We start from the raw sequence: 16032 nt of genomic DNA, 5'->3' as shown, positions 1-16032 counted from the left end.
TTCAAGTCTAGAACAGCGCGTATTCTTTATTGACCCTTTTTACAATTCCGTTAACCGCCAGAATGATTACCAGGCAGAGTACCGACTGGTAGAAGGAAACTGCGGCGGTCATTCCCATATCGCTGCTGGTAAGCAGTGACCTGAATACAAAAGTGTCAATGACATCCGTTGTATTATACAGCTGCCCGTTGTTGCCGACGATCTGGTAAAACATCTGGAAATCTCCCCGCAGTATACGGCCTACATTCAGTAACAGCATAACAATGATTGTGGGCATGATGCTTGGAAAAGTGATGCTTCTGATTTTCTGGAAAATGTTAGCTCCATCAATATCGGCTGCCTCATAACATTCGGCATCAATGTTTGTTATGGCCGCCATATAGATTATCGAGTTATAACCCACCCATTTCCAGGAATTGAAAATCATTATAATCCATACCCAGGCTGACGGTATGCTGTACATATTGATGGGCTCCATATTGAAGAATTTTAAAATTGAATTAAATGTTCCCGTTTCATAGTTGAATATATTATAAATAAAGGTTCCCACAATAACCCATGAAATAAAATACGGAAGAAAAATCAGAGACTGGCATATTTTTTTATAGGTCTTCCCAAATATTTCAGTGATAAAAATAGCTACAAGCATGGATAAAAACTGAGATGTTATCAGATTTATCAAATTGTAGAATATGGTATTGAAAGTTACTCTTGCACCCGTTCCCGATAAAAAGAAATATTTAAAATTCTCAAACCCTGCCCAGGGACTGCCAAAAACCCCCAAATCATATCTGAAATTTTTAAAAGCCAAAACCAGGCCGCTCATTGGAATGTAGGAAAGAATTATTGTTAATAGGACTGCCGGAGCAATCATAATAAAGAGTGCCTTGTTTTTATTGAATTCATTTAGGAATTGATGATTTTTCATTATACCGACCCTTTCTGGTTCCCGATTGGATGTTTGCATTTGCATTTGGTGTGTGCTGCTCTTGTTGTGTTAAATTATAAAGCATGGATTTTGATAATTTAATACGACAAAACTACTGTTTTAAGGAAAAATCTAAGATATATTTTCACATGGCACCAGGACGTATTGCGTTATAATTATTAGTATGTTAATCTAACAATGACGCTGTTTGGAGAGGGTTTAGCGTTCCATATCATCTTGTTTCGGGGATAATTAATTTGTTATCATTTTATAAATTGCATACTGAAATTTATTTTGAAATTTATTTAATATCTGTTATTATCTTTTAGTCAAGCCATTGTATGCGCATTGCTAAACCGGCTTGTCAACACGTGGGGGTGCAGGGTCTGTGAAGATTTTAATAGTTGATGATGAAATAAGCACAAGAAACGGTTTAAAAAAATATATTCATTGGGACATGCTGGGTATTGATGAAATACAGGATGTCGGAAATGCCTTTGATGCAATAGACCTGTCCAAGACATATCAGCCCGATATAATTTTGTCTGATATCTGTATGCCGGGAATGGATGGAATACAACTGTGCCGGCAGCTGCGCCAGCATCAGCCCAACTGCCGTATAATTTTCCTGAGCGGCTACTCCGAAAAGGAATACTTAAAGGCTGCCATTGCATTGTCCGCAGTAAGCTATGTGGAAAAGCCCATTGAAATACCGGAGGTGGAACATGCAATCAAAGCTGCTGTGGAACAATGTCTCCAGGAACAAAATCAAAAGCGTGAACTGGAAAATATTAATCAGACTTTGATAAACAGCCTTTCACTGATAAAAAACAGAGTTGTTTCCACATTGATATCTTCCCGTAATACCGATGCGGTTGAACACGACCTGAAACTGCTGGATAACTTGTTTCAGAAAAAAGAGGACTTTTATCTTGTAATCATCTTCAAGTTAAAAAATGAATCGGCCCACTGGCAGCAGGAGGATTCAAATATAAAAAGCAGTCTGGCCGGGGTGCTTTCAGCCTTTGAGCATATTATTACCTACAAGGACAGCCGTCATCTCATTTCAATAATATCCTGCGATAATGCTGCCGATCTGAAGAGCCACGGAAGAGCAATTTCAGCAATCAATCAGGCTTTTGCATCCGAAAGCATTGATTCCGACGGTATGTACTAACCTGAAAAAGGCCTGGACCGTGTAATCGATTCTTATCAAAAAGCAGTGATTGCACTGCAGAAGCTTTTTTTCCATGGTTACGGAAATGTTGTTGAATACAGTGACACCTACAGTGATAATTCCCTTTCAAATACATTTTTGTATGATGAGTTTACAAAGTCTTTTGATAACCATGATAAAGCACTGACAACCGGTATTGTCAACAAAATATATGATTTCTTTAAAACCCAGGACAATGTCCTTATTAACAACATCAAACATATATACCTGCAAATGATATACCAGCTCATGCACTCTGCCGATAAATTTCACGGCCAGCTGGACTTTACTGTCGATGTACCCAGTGACTATATCTGGGAGAAAGTGTCTTCCATGGATACTCTGCAGGAGCTCCATGATTTCCTCATGGAAAAGGTAGACCTGGTTTTTAACTATTTTCAGGATTTGAACAGCAATCATGCAACGATACTGGATGTTGCCTATCATATACAGCAAAATTACTCCGATGTGAATCTCTCGGTGCCCTGGCTGGCTGAGAAAGTATACCTGTCGCCTACATACCTGTCAAATCTGTTCAAAAAGGAGACCGGCAAAACCATAGGCCAGTATATTACTGCTGTTAGAATAGAGCGCTCAAAGGCATTTCTGAGGGATAAGCAGTTTAAGCTGTATCATATTGCCGAAAGTGTGGGCTATCAGGATCCCAATTATTATGCCAAGATGTTTAAAAAGCTGATTGGAATTACACCTTCTGAATTCAGGGAGAAAGGCTTATGATGAATTTTCCTTTTAAAAGGCTGTACCAAAAATATATGAACCGTTCCATGCGGACCAAACTCATGCTGTCCTTTTCCGCCCTGATCTTCATTTCGATAATGACGGTCCTTGTGGTAGTGTACTCTTATGTATCAAGAGATTACAAGCAGCAGATACAGTATTCGGCCGATAAATCCTTTTCCCAGGCATATGATTTCATTGATAAAAAAATAGAGTCCCTTCTGTATACCGCCGATGTGGTTTATTCCAATGAAGCAGTCCAGTCAATATTGAGCAAGGACCTTTACAGCTACAGATATGATTATCAGCAGCAGCACTTGGATATGCTGGCACTGGAAAAACTTTTAAACTCCCTCAGTTATTCCAAGGATGCCTATCTTGCAAGCTTATATGTAGACGACAGTCTTATGTATTCCAGGCAGAACCTGTTCTTTTTCTCAAACCAACTTCTGGAACAAAATGAAGAATATAAAAAATGGTTTAGTTCCAACGAAATGCGGATCTGGCTTCCGCCCGAAAAAATCAGGCTGCCCGATCAGCAGTCACCTGTCACGCTTATCAGTCTATTGAGAAAAATAAACAGCATATACGGAGGGAATAACACTATCGGAGTCGAGCGGATCAGCATGAAAGCCGACGGTATCAATGAAATTATTCAAAAGGCCAATATTACACAAAACGGTGTAGTGTATATCCAAAATTCAAATAATCAGATGATAAACTCCTTGAGGGAAAATGCCTTTGAAAAGCTTGATCTGGCCCGCGATCAGCTGCCCGACCGGGAAATGAAATGGGAAAAGCTCACAAGAAATGGAAAGTCCTTTTTGGTAAATTCCCGTCGCTTTCATGACTCGGATTGGACTATGATAGCTATAATCCCCTTTTCGGAAATATTATCCCTGAGCAACAGGCTGGGAGTTATTATAATGCTCCTGCTGCTGGTCAGCATAGCCGTCACCTGCAGTGTTGCCTACCTATTCGCCCGTTCCATGACAAAAGGGCTCAGCATTCTCTCCAGGCAGATGGAAAACGTACAGAATGGTATACTTGATAATACAATAACCACAAAAAAAAGGGATGAAATCGGTAAGCTCATAAACAGCTTTAATTACCTGGTAAACTGGATAAAACAGCATTCAAAGGAGCAGTATGAAAGCGGTAAGGCAATTAAAACCGCCGAACTCAAAGCCTTGCAGGCACAGATCAATCCGCACTTTCTGTATAATACCCTGGACCTTATAAACTGGAGAGCCCTTAATTACAATGCTCCCCAAATAGTGGAGATTTCAACGGCACTGGCAAAATTCTATAAAATAAGTCTCAATAAGGGCAGGGATATTTTAAGCATTGGGGAAGAAGCAGCCCATGTTTCAGCATATGTTAAAATACAGAATTTCAAATATGACGGAGCTATAAATCTTACAATTCAAATACCTGATGAAATAAAGTCATATTCAATCATCAAGACTGTGCTCCAGCCTATTGTGGAAAATTCCATAATGCACGGTATCATGCTCAACAGGGATGGACGTCCGAAGGAAATAGAAATAAGCGCAGTCCGGCAGGCTGAGGATATAGTCATATATGTGAGGGATAATGGCGTTGGAATGTCCCGGGAACAGCTTGCCGTTATTCTGGAAGAAAAATCAGGTACTTCCATTTCGGGCTATGGGGTATGGAATATTCATTCCCGGCTGCAGCTGTGTTACGGCCCTGACTACGGACTTCATTATGAAAGTGCTCCCGGCGCGGGAACGACAGTAGCTGTAAAAATACCGGCAGCACCATTGTGACCCGTCAGGCAGGGAGAGTATTTTAACTTCCGGATAAAGAGTTTTTCACTCACATATCTTAAATTCATTACTACATTGTGTTATTATATTTCCTTTTTTACATTCACATAAAAAATATGGATGATATTGAAGCTTTTTATAGCTAACAATTTCAACGCAATTTAATTTGCAGTAACCTTTAATTCCAAATAATCGTTTAAAAAATTTAGATCTTACATAATATTTACATTCCATTACAGTCATCCTTTTAAAAATAGAAATTTATATATTGAAGGTTTTATAAAACTGATAAAATCTTTGGGCATTCCCGGGCTGGTTCATTCCCTTATAGGAATTGCTGATCAGCAGATATATCTCAGGATTGTTCAATTCCATTGACAGGGCGGTTTTCAATACCTCAAGCGCTTTATCGTACCGGTTTTCTTCAATAAATTTCCTGGCATCATTTATCAAATCCGCCGGCTGAGCTGCTGCTTTTTCAATATTTACAGTTTTTAAACCAAATTCCTTCAGTACACTTCTGATCTTTTCTGCCGAAAAGGGCTTCTGAATATATGCCACCGCTCCCAGGTTTGTGCAATCCACTGCATTCTTTACGGTGGCATACGCCGTTATTATTATCACCGGAGTCCTTATGCCCGCTTCCCTTATTCTCTTGAGCACTTCGGTGCCGCGTATTTCGGGAAGCTTGATATCCAAAAAGGCCAGGTCAAAAGTATTGTTTCCGAACAGCTCAAGAGCCTGCTTTCCGTCACTTGCGGTCATTACCTCATAACCTTCCAGTTCCAGACACTTTGTCAAAATCATCCTGATATTTTTTGTGTCATCTACAACCAGTACTCTCTTCATCTGTTTTGTTCCTTCCCGGCTATATTGAGAGTAAAAATGAAGCTGCTGCCCACATCAAGTTCACTTTCACACCAGATTTCCCCATTGTGCGCCTCTATAATTTCTTTAACAACAGCCAGTCCCAGGCCTGTACCCCTGGCTTCAAAATCTCCGTCTTTAACCTGTACAAACTTATCAAATATTTTATCTGTGAATTCCTTTGGAATGCCACGTCCTGAATCCTTAACCGTTATATAGATCATCCCCGCTTTTTCTTCTGCATTTATGACAATTTCATCACCTATTTCGGTGTATTTTAATGCGTTGGAAATCAGGTTGTTAAGAACCCAGGTGATTTTTTCAAAATCGGCAACGACATGTGGAATGTCATCCTCACAGCTAAAATACAGATTTTTTTCCTGCTGCTGGGCCAACTGATAAAATGGCTTGACAGCACATTCAATAATATCGTCAATGGCATATTCCTCAAATTTGAATACGGCCTTTCCCGACTCTATCCTGGTCAGTTCCAGCAAATCATTTACCAGTTTGGATAATCTCTCACTGTCTTCACGAATAGCCTGAATAAATTGCTTCTGGTCAGCATTGAGCTGCCCCATGCCCTCTTCCTGCAAAACATCCGTACCCATTATGATAGAAGTTAACGGCGTTTTAAACTCATGTGATATGGTAGCAATAAAATCTGTACGGATTTTTTCGACTTCCTTTAACTGGGTGACATTCTGAAACAGTACGATCATCCCTGATAGATTTGCATTGCTGTCCTTGACTGTTGTAACTATGACATTAAAATAATAATTCTCGCTATTTCTTGAGATAAAGAAAATTTTTTGTTGTGTTTCGTCACCCGACTTGAATGTACTGGATATAAAGTCAAATACTTCACCATTTCTAACTCCCTCCAGAAAATGCCTGTTTAAAAAAACATCCTCGGCAACACTGAATATTCTTTCAAAAGCATTATTGACCAATATGATCCTGTAATCGGTATCCAGAACTATCATCGGATCAGAGATACTTTTGACAATTGCCAGGGACTTGTTCTTTTCAATAAGCAATTGGCCCAACGTACTTTGCTCATATTGCTGCAGTCTTCGGGTCATATTGTTGAATTCGGTAGAAAGTTCTCCTATTTCATCCCTTGTTTGTATATCAGCCTGTTTATTCAGCTCTCCGGCTTTAATCAGCTTCATTGTCTGTGTCAGTATGGTTATTGGCTGTAAAAATCTGTTTGTAAAAAATCTTGAAATGGCATAGCCCCCCACTATTGCAAATAAAGAAATTCCCAATACCAGATACATGGACTTTTTTGCATTCTCGGTAGCCAGATCCTTACTTTCAAACATGGCTTTTTCGTTAATGAGACTTAATTTCCTTAAATCCTCCTTGGTATTAATAAATTCCGGCGTCATTTTTGAGTTATAAAACTCATTGGCCGCTTCTACACCCGACCGGCTGCGGATTTCCTGCAAATCCAGGAATAGATTTACATAGTTTGTATACGAGCTCTTAAGTGACTGGACAAGATCCCTTTCACCCTTTTCGGTTACGTTATTGACATCCACCTCGTACCATTTTAAAAATTCTTCGTTGTTAGCCGTGAAAAGCTCCCTGCCTTTTTTTACGTCCACATTTATATATGTCAAAGCGGCACTGTCCTGGCGTTCAATTGCCTCGGTCATTTTGGAAGCAGCATTGATGCTTTTGTAGTTTGCTATCATCAAGCCGTCAATGGCCCCGCTCAAATTGAACAGATTTATGGAAGCAGTGATACCGACTACAGCAATTAATAAAACCAGACTTAAAAACAATACCGAAATTTTGCCCTTTAATGTCTTTATCATTTTAACCTCCATGTCCATATATTACAGCTTTTCAGACTGAAGGCCTTCAAGCTGTCCCCTAAAATAAATTCTTAACTTTAGTATATGTTTGAAGGTATTTTTTATCAAGCAACCATACTATCGCATTTTGGAAAGAAAAAGAGATAACGTTATGAGTAAAGGTGATAAATTTGAATGAATGCTTTTTATGGTATGGGCAAAAGGAGCTATCAAAATTTCTCAGGCTTTAGTTTGACAGGCCAGGGGATTTATAATCTAAACTGTGAATCGGGTTTGTGCAATTGTTGCACGATATCACAATATAGCTAATGCAAAATAGTTAATGCAAAGGAATGTATTTTTTAATCGGGAGGCTAAGCATGTTTGATTTTATTATTCTGATGACTATATTAATATGCTTCGGATCAGCAATCTTATTCCTGAGCTGGTGCAGCAAACAGATTGAATAATAATAGTATAGGGGGTTTAAGCATGGCAATTTTAATCGGTATTGTTGTTTTATTGTTTATATATCTGGGTTACGTATTGATTCACCCGGAAAAATTTTAGTATAGGGGGAAACTTTGTATGGGTATTATTCAAATTATAATAACTCTTGTCCTATTGGCAGCTCTTGTTATACCAACGGGCAAATATATATTCAACGTTATAACCGGCCGAAAATCATTTATAGATCCTGTCTTTGACAGGGTTGACGGTCTGATATACAAAATAACCGGTGTAAGACGGTCTGAAATGAACTGGAAACAATATGCCGTTTCGTTGCTGGTCACCAATCTTGTTATGGCACTGCTTGTTTATCTGGTTTTCAGGCTTCAAGGTTATTTAGGGTTAAATCCAAACAAAAATGGAAGTATGGAACCGTCACTTGCATTCAATACCGCAATAAGTTTTATGACAAATACAAATTTACAGCATTACAGCGGTGAATGGGGATTGTCTTACTTATCACAATTAGCTGCCATCACTTTTCTGATGTTTACATCGGCAGCTGCCGGCTTTTCTGCTGCTGCAGCATTTATGCGCGGATTAGCCGGTAAAACCAAAAATGTCGGTAACTTTTTTGTTGACCTTATAAGAATAACAACCAGAATATTAATTCCGATATCAATTGTTGTTACTTTACTTTTGGTTTGGCAGGGAGTACCTCAGACACTTTCCGGCAATCAGACCGTAACCACAATCGAAGGAACTGTGCAGGACATTCCGTTGGGACCTGTTGCCAGTCTGGAATCCATAAAGCACGTGGGTACCAACGGAGGCGGATTTTTTGGAGCAAACTCCTCACATCCTTTTGAAAACCCCACCCCTCTTACAAATCTTATTGAGATACTGTCCATGATGCTGCTTCCGGCGTCACTGGTATTTACTTTCGGTCTGATGCTGAAGAACAAAAAACAGGGCCGGGTTATTTTTGCCGCAATGGCCATACTATTCCTAATATCCCTTCCCGTATGTTATTTGTCTGAGCAGGCGGGAAATCCCGCATTGGCAGATGCCGGATTAAGTCAGACTATGGGCAGCATGGAAGGTAAGGAAGTACGCTTCGGGATTGCTCAATCAGCACTGTTCTCCACTGTAACAACAGCATTTACTACCGGTACGGTTAATAACATGCATGATTCCCTGACTCCTTTAGGAGGGTTGGTAGCTTTAGGGCAAATGATGCTGAATGTGGTATTCGGAGGTAAGGGTGTGGGCTTTATGAATATGATGATGTATGCAATACTGGCTGTCTTCCTGTGCGGATTGATGGTTGGCCGCACACCCGAATTTTTAGGAAAGAAAATTGAAGGAAAAGAGATGAAATTAATAGCACTGACTATTTTAGTGCATCCGTTTATTATCCTGATCCCATCTGCAACAGCCCTGATCACCAAGTCAGGACTTGCGGGAATTACAAACCCGGGGTTTCACGGGCTCTCACAGATACTTTATGAATTTACTTCGGCAGCAGCAAACAACGGTTCCGGTTTTGAAGGCCTTGCAGATAATTCTTTGTTCTGGAATATTTCCACCGGACTTGTAATGTTCTTTGGAAGGTATATTTCAATAATTGCCTTATTGGCTGTGGCAGGGTCACTGGCAGCCAAGCGGGAAGTTCCTGTAGGAATCGGGACCTTCAAAACAGATAATGCGCTGTTTACTTTTATACTGCTTGCAGTAGTGCTGATAGTCGGAGCATTAACATTCTTCCCTGCAATTTCATTGGGACCGGTCGCAGAGCACTTAACACTTGGGAGATAGGGGATGATAGTATGGATAAAAATATAAAACCAACAAAAAAGAGTTGGATAACTAAAGATATATTGATAAATGCAATTAAAGATTCCTTTAAAAAATTGAATCCGAAGGATATGATTAAAAATCCTGTTATGTTTGTGGTTGAAGTGGGATTTATCATTACCATGGTTTTAACCGTTTTCCCGGATTTGCTCGAAAAAAACGGCAATGCCTTATACAACGGTATTGTATCAGTAATACTCCTTGTTACTATTCTTTTTGCCAACTTTGCCGAAGCTGTTGCGGAAGGCAGAGGAAAAGCCCAGGCCGAGAGCATGAAAAAAACAAAAAAAGATACTCCGGCAAAGCTTCTGGACAAAAACGGAAACATTAAAATTCTGAATTCAAACGAAATTAAAAAGGGAGATATTGTTTTATGTGAAATCGGTGACATAATTCCCAATGACGGAGAGGTTATAGAAGGCCTGGCCTTTGTGGATGAATCAGCCATCACCGGAGAATCGGCTCCTGTAATGAAAGAAGCCGGAGGAGACTTCAGTTCGGTAACCGGAGGAACCAGGATAAAAAGCGACCGGCTTAAAATCAGAATTACTGCGACTCCGGGAGAATCCTTCCTTGATAAGATGATTAGTCTGGTTGAAGGTGCTTCAAGACAGAAAACTCCTAATGAAATAGCTTTGACAACCGTTCTTGTAAGTCTTACCATGATTTTTCTTATTGTTGTTGTTGCGCTTTATCCTATGGCGGATTACACCGGTGTAAGGATTTCAGTTTCAACACTGATTGCCTTATTGGTATGCCTGATACCCACAACAATTGGCGGATTATTGTCAGCCATAGGTATTGCAGGTATGGACAGGGTTACACGCTTTAATGTAATCGCCATGTCGGGAAAAGCGGTGGAAGCCTGCGGGGACGTAGATACTATGATACTGGATAAGACAGGTACAATAACCTTCGGAAACAGGCTGGCAGCGGAATTTATTCCGGTGGGTAAATCTACACAGGAAAACATTGCCCGGTTTGCCTTGATAGCGTCATTAATGGATGAGACTCCCGAAGGCCGTTCGGTGGTTGAATTGGCAGCCAAGCAAGGGATTAGTATCAATAAGGCGGAGTATGATAAGGCTGAAAATGTGGAATTCACCAGCCAGACACGTATGAGCGGATTAAATCTTCCCAATGGTGCACAGGTAAGAAAAGGTGCCTCCGACACTATTCAAAAGTATGTTACCGGTTTAGGCGGAGTAATCCCTGAAGATTTGAAGTCAAATGTTGATAAAGTATCCAAACTTGGCGGTACTCCTCTGGTAGTTTGTGTTGATAAGGAAATAATGGGTGTCATCTATTTGAAGGATACTGTCAAACCCGGGCTGGTTCAGAGATTTGAGCGTCTGCGCCAAATAGGGATTAAAACCATAATGTGCACCGGGGATAATCCGTTGACGGCTCAGACTATTGCAAAAGAAGCGGGCGTAGACGATTTCATTGCCGAATGCAAGCCCGAGGACAAAATAGATGTAATCAAGCGTGAACAGGCCGAAGGCCGGCTTGTAGCCATGACCGGCGACGGAACAAATGATGCCCCCGCCCTGGCGCAGGCCGATGTGGGGCTTGCCATGAACAGCGGTACAACTGCGGCAAAGGAAGCTGCCAATATGGTGGATCTGGATTCCGACCCTACAAAAATAATCGAGGTTGTTGAAATCGGCAAACAGCTTTTGATTACCAGAGGTTCCCTGACTACTTTCAGTATTGCCAATGATGTTGCAAAGTATTTTGCCATCATTCCGGCGATGTTTACAATAGCCGTTCCCCAGATGAATGTTCTGAATATAATGGGGCTTTCAACTCCGCAAAGTGCTGTTCTCTCGGCGCTTATCTTCAACGCAGTTATTATCCCTGCCCTGATACCCATAGCAATGAGAGGCGTAAAATACAAACCCATGAGCGCCCAAGCCATGCTGGCAAAAAATATGCTGGTTTACGGGCTGGGCGGAATGATAGTTCCGTTCGCAGGCATCAAATTAATAGATATTCTTATAAACCCAATCTTAAAGGCACTGAATTTGGGTTAAGGAGGAAATAACTTATGAAAATATTTTTAAGAGCAATTACTGTAACAATAGCATTATTTATTCTGTGTGGATTTGTATATCCGCTTGCCATGACCGGAATAAGCCAACTGATTTTTCACAAACAAGCCAACGGCAGCATTATAGAAAGCAACGGCCAGGCCGTGGGTTCGGAACTCCTGGGGCAGAACTTCACCGACCCGCGGTTCTTTCATGGAAGAATTTCAGCCGTAAATTATAACACTTACAAGGCTGAAGACAAAGTTCCTGATACAAACGGTAAAACGGCTTATTCTGGGGTATCCTCCGGTTCTGCAAACCTTGCACCGTCAAATCCGGCACTGGCTGAACGCGTAAAAAATGATATTGATGCATTTTTAAAGGCAAATCCTGATGTTAAGAAAGAGGATATCCCCGCTGATCTTTTAACGAGTTCCGGCTCGGGACTTGATCCCCATATAAGCCCTGAAGCTGCAAGGGTACAAATTCCTGCAATCTCCAAAGCTACAGGACTCAGCAGTGAAGAACTCGGTAAAATAGTTGAGAAATGTACAACCGGCAGAACCCTGGGAATATTCGGCGAACCCCGTGTCAATGTCCTGAAGCTTAATATTGAAATATCAAAAATGCTGAAATAACCTGTTTTCAGTTGGATAAATGATTGTTTGATTTAAACGATTTAAATGATTGGTTAACCCGGTATTTAGATGGTCGTAAAATAGAAAGAGATGTGAGTTCATGAAAAACATATTATCAACAGTGGGATCCTGCTCTATCACCGTATTAATATTTTATATCATAAAAAAGATCCAGGATTTCCTGCAATCTGAAAACGAAGAAGACGACAATTATAAAATTGATAAGGATGATGATCTGTAGAATATCTTCTCACTGCCACCTCTTGGGCGTATAAACAATTTTGCCGGTTTGAATTTTTCAAGTCCTTCCCGGCAAGGGCAAGTCTGAATTTTGATACTTCAAATTTGATGCTTCAGGATAAATAGCTGCTGTCCCAGAGGGAGGCAGCTTTAAAAAGCCAAGTATCACCAAGTATCAATAGTGTGCAAGACGATAAATCCTATATAGCAGAGTGCGGAACGTTAAATCAGTTACAGTTCATTCGGAATCACATGCACTTCAATGTTTTTGGTCTGTTTCAGCAGTTTTGACACTGTGGACCCGCGAAGTATGGTTTGCAGCCTGGTTCTTCTGGAGTGTCCTATAATTATCTGTGTGATATGTCTCTCGTGCGCGAAATTTATAAGTTCCCTGGAAATGCTTTTGCCTTTTAAAGTCACAACATCTGCTCCCAGCTGTTTGGCCAGCTTGTGGTAGCTTTCCAGTGTTTCCTGCTGCCTGGGAGTTGTTCTGGGCGCGAATCTGTGCGTGCAGTCGACACTAACTACCACCCATTCACATTTGTATCTGCGGGCAATTCTCGCCCCGCGCCTGATGAGTTTTTTGGCAGAAGGGCTGGGGCCGATACATACCATGACTCTCTCCACAATCCTCCAATTTTCTTTAATCCCGTGCTCCCTCATGTATTCTTCAAGATCTTCGTCCACTTCCTCAGCTGTCTGCCTTAAGGCTAATTCCCTCAGGGCATTCAAATTTCCCTTTCTGAAAAAGTTCTTCAGAGCCTGGGGTACTTTTTCAAGGTTGTATACATTACCGCGTTTCAGTCTGTTTTGAAGGGCATCAGGTGTTATATCCACTATGACCACTTCATCCGCCTTTTCCACAATGTAATCTGGTATGGTTTCCCTTACAGCAATACCTGTAATTTGCCTTATTACATCGTTCAGACTCTCCAGATGCTGGATATTCAATGTTGTTATGACATTTATACCCTGACATAAAATTTCTTCAACATCTTCATACCTTTTCTGGTATTTTGATCCGGGCACATTTGTATGGGCCAGCTCATCAATGAGGGCAATATCAGGCTTCCGGGCAATTATGGCATCGGTGTCCATCTCTTCCATAACAACGTTATTGTAAGAAATTTTCTTACGGGGAATTAATTCCAAATCACCGATCTGCCTGTCGGTTTCCTCTCTCTGATGGGACTCAACATAGCCTATGACAATATCCTTGCCCCTTTTTGCCCTTCTGTTGCCTTCATTCAGCATGGAATACGTCTTTCCTACTCCGGGAGCGTACCCGATGAATATTTTCAGTTTTCCCTTCTTCTCTGAGTTGCATTGCTTTAGAGCTTCCTCAGGTGTAATGCGTTTGAATTCTTCGCCCATCGTTTTATACTTATCCTTAAATATTTTGATAAATTTATTTTATCAAAATATTGGAGTTATGGCATTTAAAATGTTAAATAAATGTATATATTGATCATACTTGCAAGTTTGAGTCCGATTGTCTGCGTTTAATACCGTACTAAATATTTCCAAAGGCTGTGTAGGCTCACCCCTTCAGCTTGTTTCTATAGCTATGTTGACCCATTTATTTCTTCTACTTGTATTCCTTTGCATACTACAGATAACCATGGATCGTAAGCGCTTAATTTGAAAGTTTCAAATTAAGCACTCTTGCTGGACCCTTCCTAGACCAGGACATCATGTCTTCCATTCATTCAGATTCGTTTTTGTAATCCATATCCGGCATGTAAAGTAGTAGATAGTTCAAATATGCATATACATTTAGATTGTTTATCTTATGATTATCTCTTGATAAAAGAATGGAATTGGATTCACATGCCATGGATCGAATTTTTCTGAGCCAGTAGTAGTATGACTTTATTTTTACATTATTCTGCTCACACCAGGATACCACTGTCATTCCGCTTTCCTGACAGATTTTAATTATCTGTGTCAATTGCCGTAAACGAAATTCAGTTTTAGTCTCTGTTATTTTATTCATTTGTGATAGCCTCCTTAAGTAACTTTAGACTTTTTAGCACTGTTAAAAAATTCTAAAAAGTCTAAAAAATTATTTGGATGGTAAACGCTTAGTAAAAGGGTGCCTGCCAATTTTGTTGTAAACATGAGATAATACTCCCAAAACTTTTAAGAGTTTTTCAAGTTTTTAAAGTTACTTGAGTAAACTCTGAAGTTAAGGGGGATTCCAGATGGATAATGTATCGGAAGCAAAGGCAGAATTCCGAATCAGACAATGGACAAAGATTGTCCAAGCACGTCAATCCAGCGGTATGACGGTGAAGGACTGGTGCAAACAAAATAATATCTCAGATACGGCATACTACTGCTGGCTGCGGAAAATACGCCACGCAGCATGTGAAGGCAATGTACCAATCAAGTTACAGGATAGCCAGCGATTTATTGAACCGGCAGCATTCCACCAGGTAAAAACGTCAGCTTCTATCATAATTCACTTTCCCTCCATTACTGTCGAAGTAAACGATGGAGCATCCCAGGCAACTATTGAGGCTGTATTGGTAGCCCTGAAAGTCATATGTTAGGCGATATATCAAAAGCAGAAGATATTTATGTCGTCTGTGGCTATACTGATATGCGCAAGTCTATTGATGGCCTTGCCTCCATGGTCAAAGGAACTCTTGGGATGGATCCTTTTGCTCCGAGCCTATTCCTTTTTTGTGGAAAAAGACGGGATCGTCTTAAAGCTCTCTACTGGGAAGGGGATGGATTTATCCTTTTATACAAGAGATTGGAGAATGGAAACTTCCAATGGCCCCGTACGGCACAACAAGCGAGACATCTTTCTCAACAGGAATTCCGGTGGCTTATGGAGGGATTAAAGATTGACCAGTCCAAGGTAATTCAGAAGGCAAAACCAGGAGATATTTACTGAGAAAAAAGTGCCTAAAAGTATTGAAATTACTGCACTTTAACTGGATTTTCTCCACCAACTATGATAGAATAAAGGTAACAAATTACAGGAGAAAAACAGCTTCATGGATTCAAAAGATCAGTACATCCTTCAGCTGGAATTACTATAAAGAGATTGGAACTACAGGTAAACAACCTGACTGAAATAGTCCTTCTCCTGCGCAAGCGGAAATTCGGAAGTTCCAGTGAAAAGACTCCCCGGATAGCGGATGGAGTTCAATTGAACCTCTTCAATGAAGCTGAACTTGAAGCGTCGCCGGATGTACCGGAACCAATCATTTCAAAAAGCGGAAAGCTCTATCGCAGAAACCCAAAAACAAAGCGTGAAGAAATCCTGAAGGACCTCCCTGTCGAAGAAATCGAATGCGATATTCACGAGAGTGAATGCACCTGCCCCAAATGCAACACAAAACTTTCTCCCATCGGAAAGAGAATGTAAAAATTTTTGATGGTTTGAACTAAGGAAATAGCTCCTTCTTGGCAAGAATTTAAACAAATGCTGAGGAGGAGATTTTTTATGAGTA

The 16032-nt window shown here is 40.5% G+C and carries 16 protein-coding genes; 11 read left to right on the top strand and 5 right to left on the bottom strand.

What is annotated here, in order from left to right:
* Nucleotides 1-7: 7 nt before the first annotated feature.
* Nucleotides 8-928 (bottom strand): ABC transporter permease, encoded by a 921-nt coding sequence (locus T344_RS0114120; RefSeq protein ID WP_027629250.1) that lies wholly within the window; start codon nt 926-928, stop codon nt 8-10.
* Between the two features lie 388 nt (nt 929-1316).
* Here T344_RS0114120 and T344_RS29810 point away from each other — a divergent pair, with 388 nt between their 5' ends.
* The 3 genes from T344_RS29810 to T344_RS29800 are packed head-to-tail and all read left to right on the top strand — an operon-like array spanning nt 1317 to nt 4675.
* Complete coding sequence (locus tag T344_RS29810) at nt 1317-2105, top strand: response regulator (protein ID WP_027629249.1); 789 nt, start codon at nt 1317-1319, stop codon at nt 2103-2105.
* Nucleotides 2106-2150: 45 nt separating this feature from the next.
* The gene (locus T344_RS29805; RefSeq protein WP_027629248.1) at nt 2151-2882 is read left to right on the top strand and encodes a helix-turn-helix transcriptional regulator; all 732 of its coding nucleotides are present in this window, start codon (nt 2151-2153) and stop codon (nt 2880-2882) included.
* Nucleotides 2879-4675: a sensor histidine kinase gene (locus tag T344_RS29800; RefSeq protein ID WP_051571879.1), complete on the top strand. Its 1797-nt coding sequence runs from the start codon at nt 2879-2881 to the stop codon at nt 4673-4675. Before T344_RS29805 ends, T344_RS29800 begins: the two co-directional genes overlap by 4 nt.
* Before the next feature lie 261 nt (nt 4676-4936).
* Here T344_RS29800 and T344_RS0114100 read toward each other — a convergent pair whose 3' ends face one another.
* On the bottom strand, nt 4937-5524 hold the full coding sequence (locus tag T344_RS0114100) for a response regulator (protein ID WP_027629247.1): 588 nt from the start codon (nt 5522-5524) through the stop codon (nt 4937-4939).
* Complete coding sequence (locus T344_RS0114095; protein WP_027629246.1) at nt 5521-7368, bottom strand: HAMP domain-containing sensor histidine kinase; 1848 nt, start codon at nt 7366-7368, stop codon at nt 5521-5523. Before T344_RS0114095 ends, T344_RS0114100 begins: the two co-directional genes overlap by 4 nt.
* A 471-nt stretch (nt 7369-7839) precedes the next feature.
* Here T344_RS0114095 and kdpF point away from each other — a divergent pair, with 471 nt between their 5' ends.
* From kdpF to T344_RS31020, 5 genes are all read left to right on the top strand, one after another.
* Nucleotides 7840-7917 carry a K(+)-transporting ATPase subunit F gene (kdpF, locus tag T344_RS31940; protein ID WP_083909041.1) on the top strand — a complete coding sequence of 26 codons (78 nt, stop codon included), beginning with the start codon at nt 7840-7842 and terminating at the stop codon, nt 7915-7917.
* 18 nt (nt 7918-7935) lie between these two features.
* A complete protein-coding gene (gene kdpA / locus T344_RS0114085; RefSeq protein WP_034861590.1) occupies nt 7936-9615 on the top strand; it encodes a potassium-transporting ATPase subunit KdpA in 1680 nt (559 codons plus the stop codon).
* Between the two features lie 23 nt (nt 9616-9638).
* The gene (gene kdpB / locus T344_RS0114080) at nt 9639-11690 is read left to right on the top strand and encodes a potassium-transporting ATPase subunit KdpB (protein ID WP_422784864.1); all 2052 of its coding nucleotides are present in this window, start codon (nt 9639-9641) and stop codon (nt 11688-11690) included.
* A gap of 14 nt (nt 11691-11704) precedes the next feature.
* The gene (locus T344_RS0114075) at nt 11705-12325 is read left to right on the top strand and encodes a K(+)-transporting ATPase subunit C (RefSeq protein ID WP_027629243.1); all 621 of its coding nucleotides are present in this window, start codon (nt 11705-11707) and stop codon (nt 12323-12325) included.
* Nucleotides 12326-12425: 100 nt separating this feature from the next.
* Entirely contained in the window at nt 12426-12566 is a 141-nt protein-coding gene (locus T344_RS31020; RefSeq protein WP_154669448.1) for a hypothetical protein, read from the top strand.
* Nucleotides 12567-12796: 230 nt separating this feature from the next.
* Here the strand turns inward: T344_RS31020 and T344_RS0114065 are convergent, their stop codons facing one another.
* Together T344_RS0114065 and tnpA (T344_RS31370) are read right to left on the bottom strand one after the other, a co-directional pair.
* Entirely contained in the window at nt 12797-13939 is a 1143-nt protein-coding gene (locus T344_RS0114065) for a universal stress protein (RefSeq protein WP_027629242.1), read from the bottom strand.
* Nucleotides 13940-14270: 331 nt separating this feature from the next.
* Complete coding sequence (tnpA, locus tag T344_RS31370; RefSeq protein ID WP_051571877.1) at nt 14271-14561, bottom strand: IS66 family insertion sequence element accessory protein TnpA; 291 nt, start codon at nt 14559-14561, stop codon at nt 14271-14273.
* A gap of 208 nt (nt 14562-14769) precedes the next feature.
* On the opposite strand from tnpA (T344_RS31370), the gene tnpA (T344_RS0114055) reads away from it, so the two are divergent.
* The 3 genes from tnpA (T344_RS0114055) (at nt 14770) to T344_RS30390 (ending at nt 15947) form a co-directional block, all read left to right on the top strand.
* Nucleotides 14770-15120, top strand: a complete 351-nt coding sequence (gene tnpA, locus T344_RS0114055) for an IS66 family insertion sequence element accessory protein TnpA (protein WP_027629241.1) — start codon at nt 14770-14772, stop codon at nt 15118-15120.
* Complete coding sequence (gene tnpB / locus T344_RS0114050) at nt 15114-15470, top strand: IS66 family insertion sequence element accessory protein TnpB (protein ID WP_027629240.1); 357 nt, start codon at nt 15114-15116, stop codon at nt 15468-15470. The genes tnpA (T344_RS0114055) and tnpB overlap by 7 nt, the downstream gene beginning before the upstream one ends.
* Nucleotides 15471-15623: 153 nt before the next feature.
* Nucleotides 15624-15947 carry an IS66 family transposase gene (locus T344_RS30390; protein WP_162178037.1) on the top strand — a complete coding sequence of 108 codons (324 nt, stop codon included), beginning with the start codon at nt 15624-15626 and terminating at the stop codon, nt 15945-15947.
* The last annotated feature ends 85 nt before the right edge of the window (nt 15948-16032 follow it).

The sequence above is a fragment of the Ruminiclostridium cellobioparum DSM 1351 = ATCC 15832 genome, assembly GCF_000621505.1.
GTDB classification, from domain to species: Bacteria; Bacillota; Clostridia; order Acetivibrionales; family DSM-1351; genus Ruminiclostridium; species Ruminiclostridium cellobioparum.
Note: the sequence above shows the minus strand (reverse complement) of the source record. Positions and strands in the feature narration are given on the sequence as shown.

What these genes read in the sequence shown, in the direction of transcription:
- tnpA (WP_051571877.1), bottom strand. Translation starts at nt 14,561, where the DNA reads ATGAATAAAATAACAGAGACTAAAACTGAATTTCGTTTACGGCAATTG.
- T344_RS0114075 (WP_027629243.1), top strand. Translation starts at nt 11,705, where the DNA reads ATGAAAATATTTTTAAGAGCAATTACTGTAACAATAGCATTATTTATT.
- T344_RS0114120 (WP_027629250.1), bottom strand. Translation starts at nt 928, where the DNA reads ATGAAAAATCATCAATTCCTAAATGAATTCAATAAAAACAAGGCACTC.
- kdpA (WP_034861590.1), top strand. Translation starts at nt 7,936, where the DNA reads ATGGGTATTATTCAAATTATAATAACTCTTGTCCTATTGGCAGCTCTT.
- kdpF (WP_083909041.1), top strand. Translation starts at nt 7,840, where the DNA reads ATGGCAATTTTAATCGGTATTGTTGTTTTATTGTTTATATATCTGGGT.
- tnpB (WP_027629240.1), top strand. Translation starts at nt 15,114, where the DNA reads ATGTTAGGCGATATATCAAAAGCAGAAGATATTTATGTCGTCTGTGGC.
- T344_RS0114095 (WP_027629246.1), bottom strand. Translation starts at nt 7,368, where the DNA reads ATGATAAAGACATTAAAGGGCAAAATTTCGGTATTGTTTTTAAGTCTG.
- T344_RS0114100 (WP_027629247.1), bottom strand. Translation starts at nt 5,524, where the DNA reads ATGAAGAGAGTACTGGTTGTAGATGACACAAAAAATATCAGGATGATT.
- tnpA (WP_027629241.1), top strand. Translation starts at nt 14,770, where the DNA reads ATGGATAATGTATCGGAAGCAAAGGCAGAATTCCGAATCAGACAATGG.
- T344_RS31020 (WP_154669448.1), top strand. Translation starts at nt 12,426, where the DNA reads ATGAAAAACATATTATCAACAGTGGGATCCTGCTCTATCACCGTATTA.
- T344_RS0114065 (WP_027629242.1), bottom strand. Translation starts at nt 13,939, where the DNA reads ATGGGCGAAGAATTCAAACGCATTACACCTGAGGAAGCTCTAAAGCAA.
- T344_RS29800 (WP_051571879.1), top strand. Translation starts at nt 2,879, where the DNA reads ATGATGAATTTTCCTTTTAAAAGGCTGTACCAAAAATATATGAACCGT.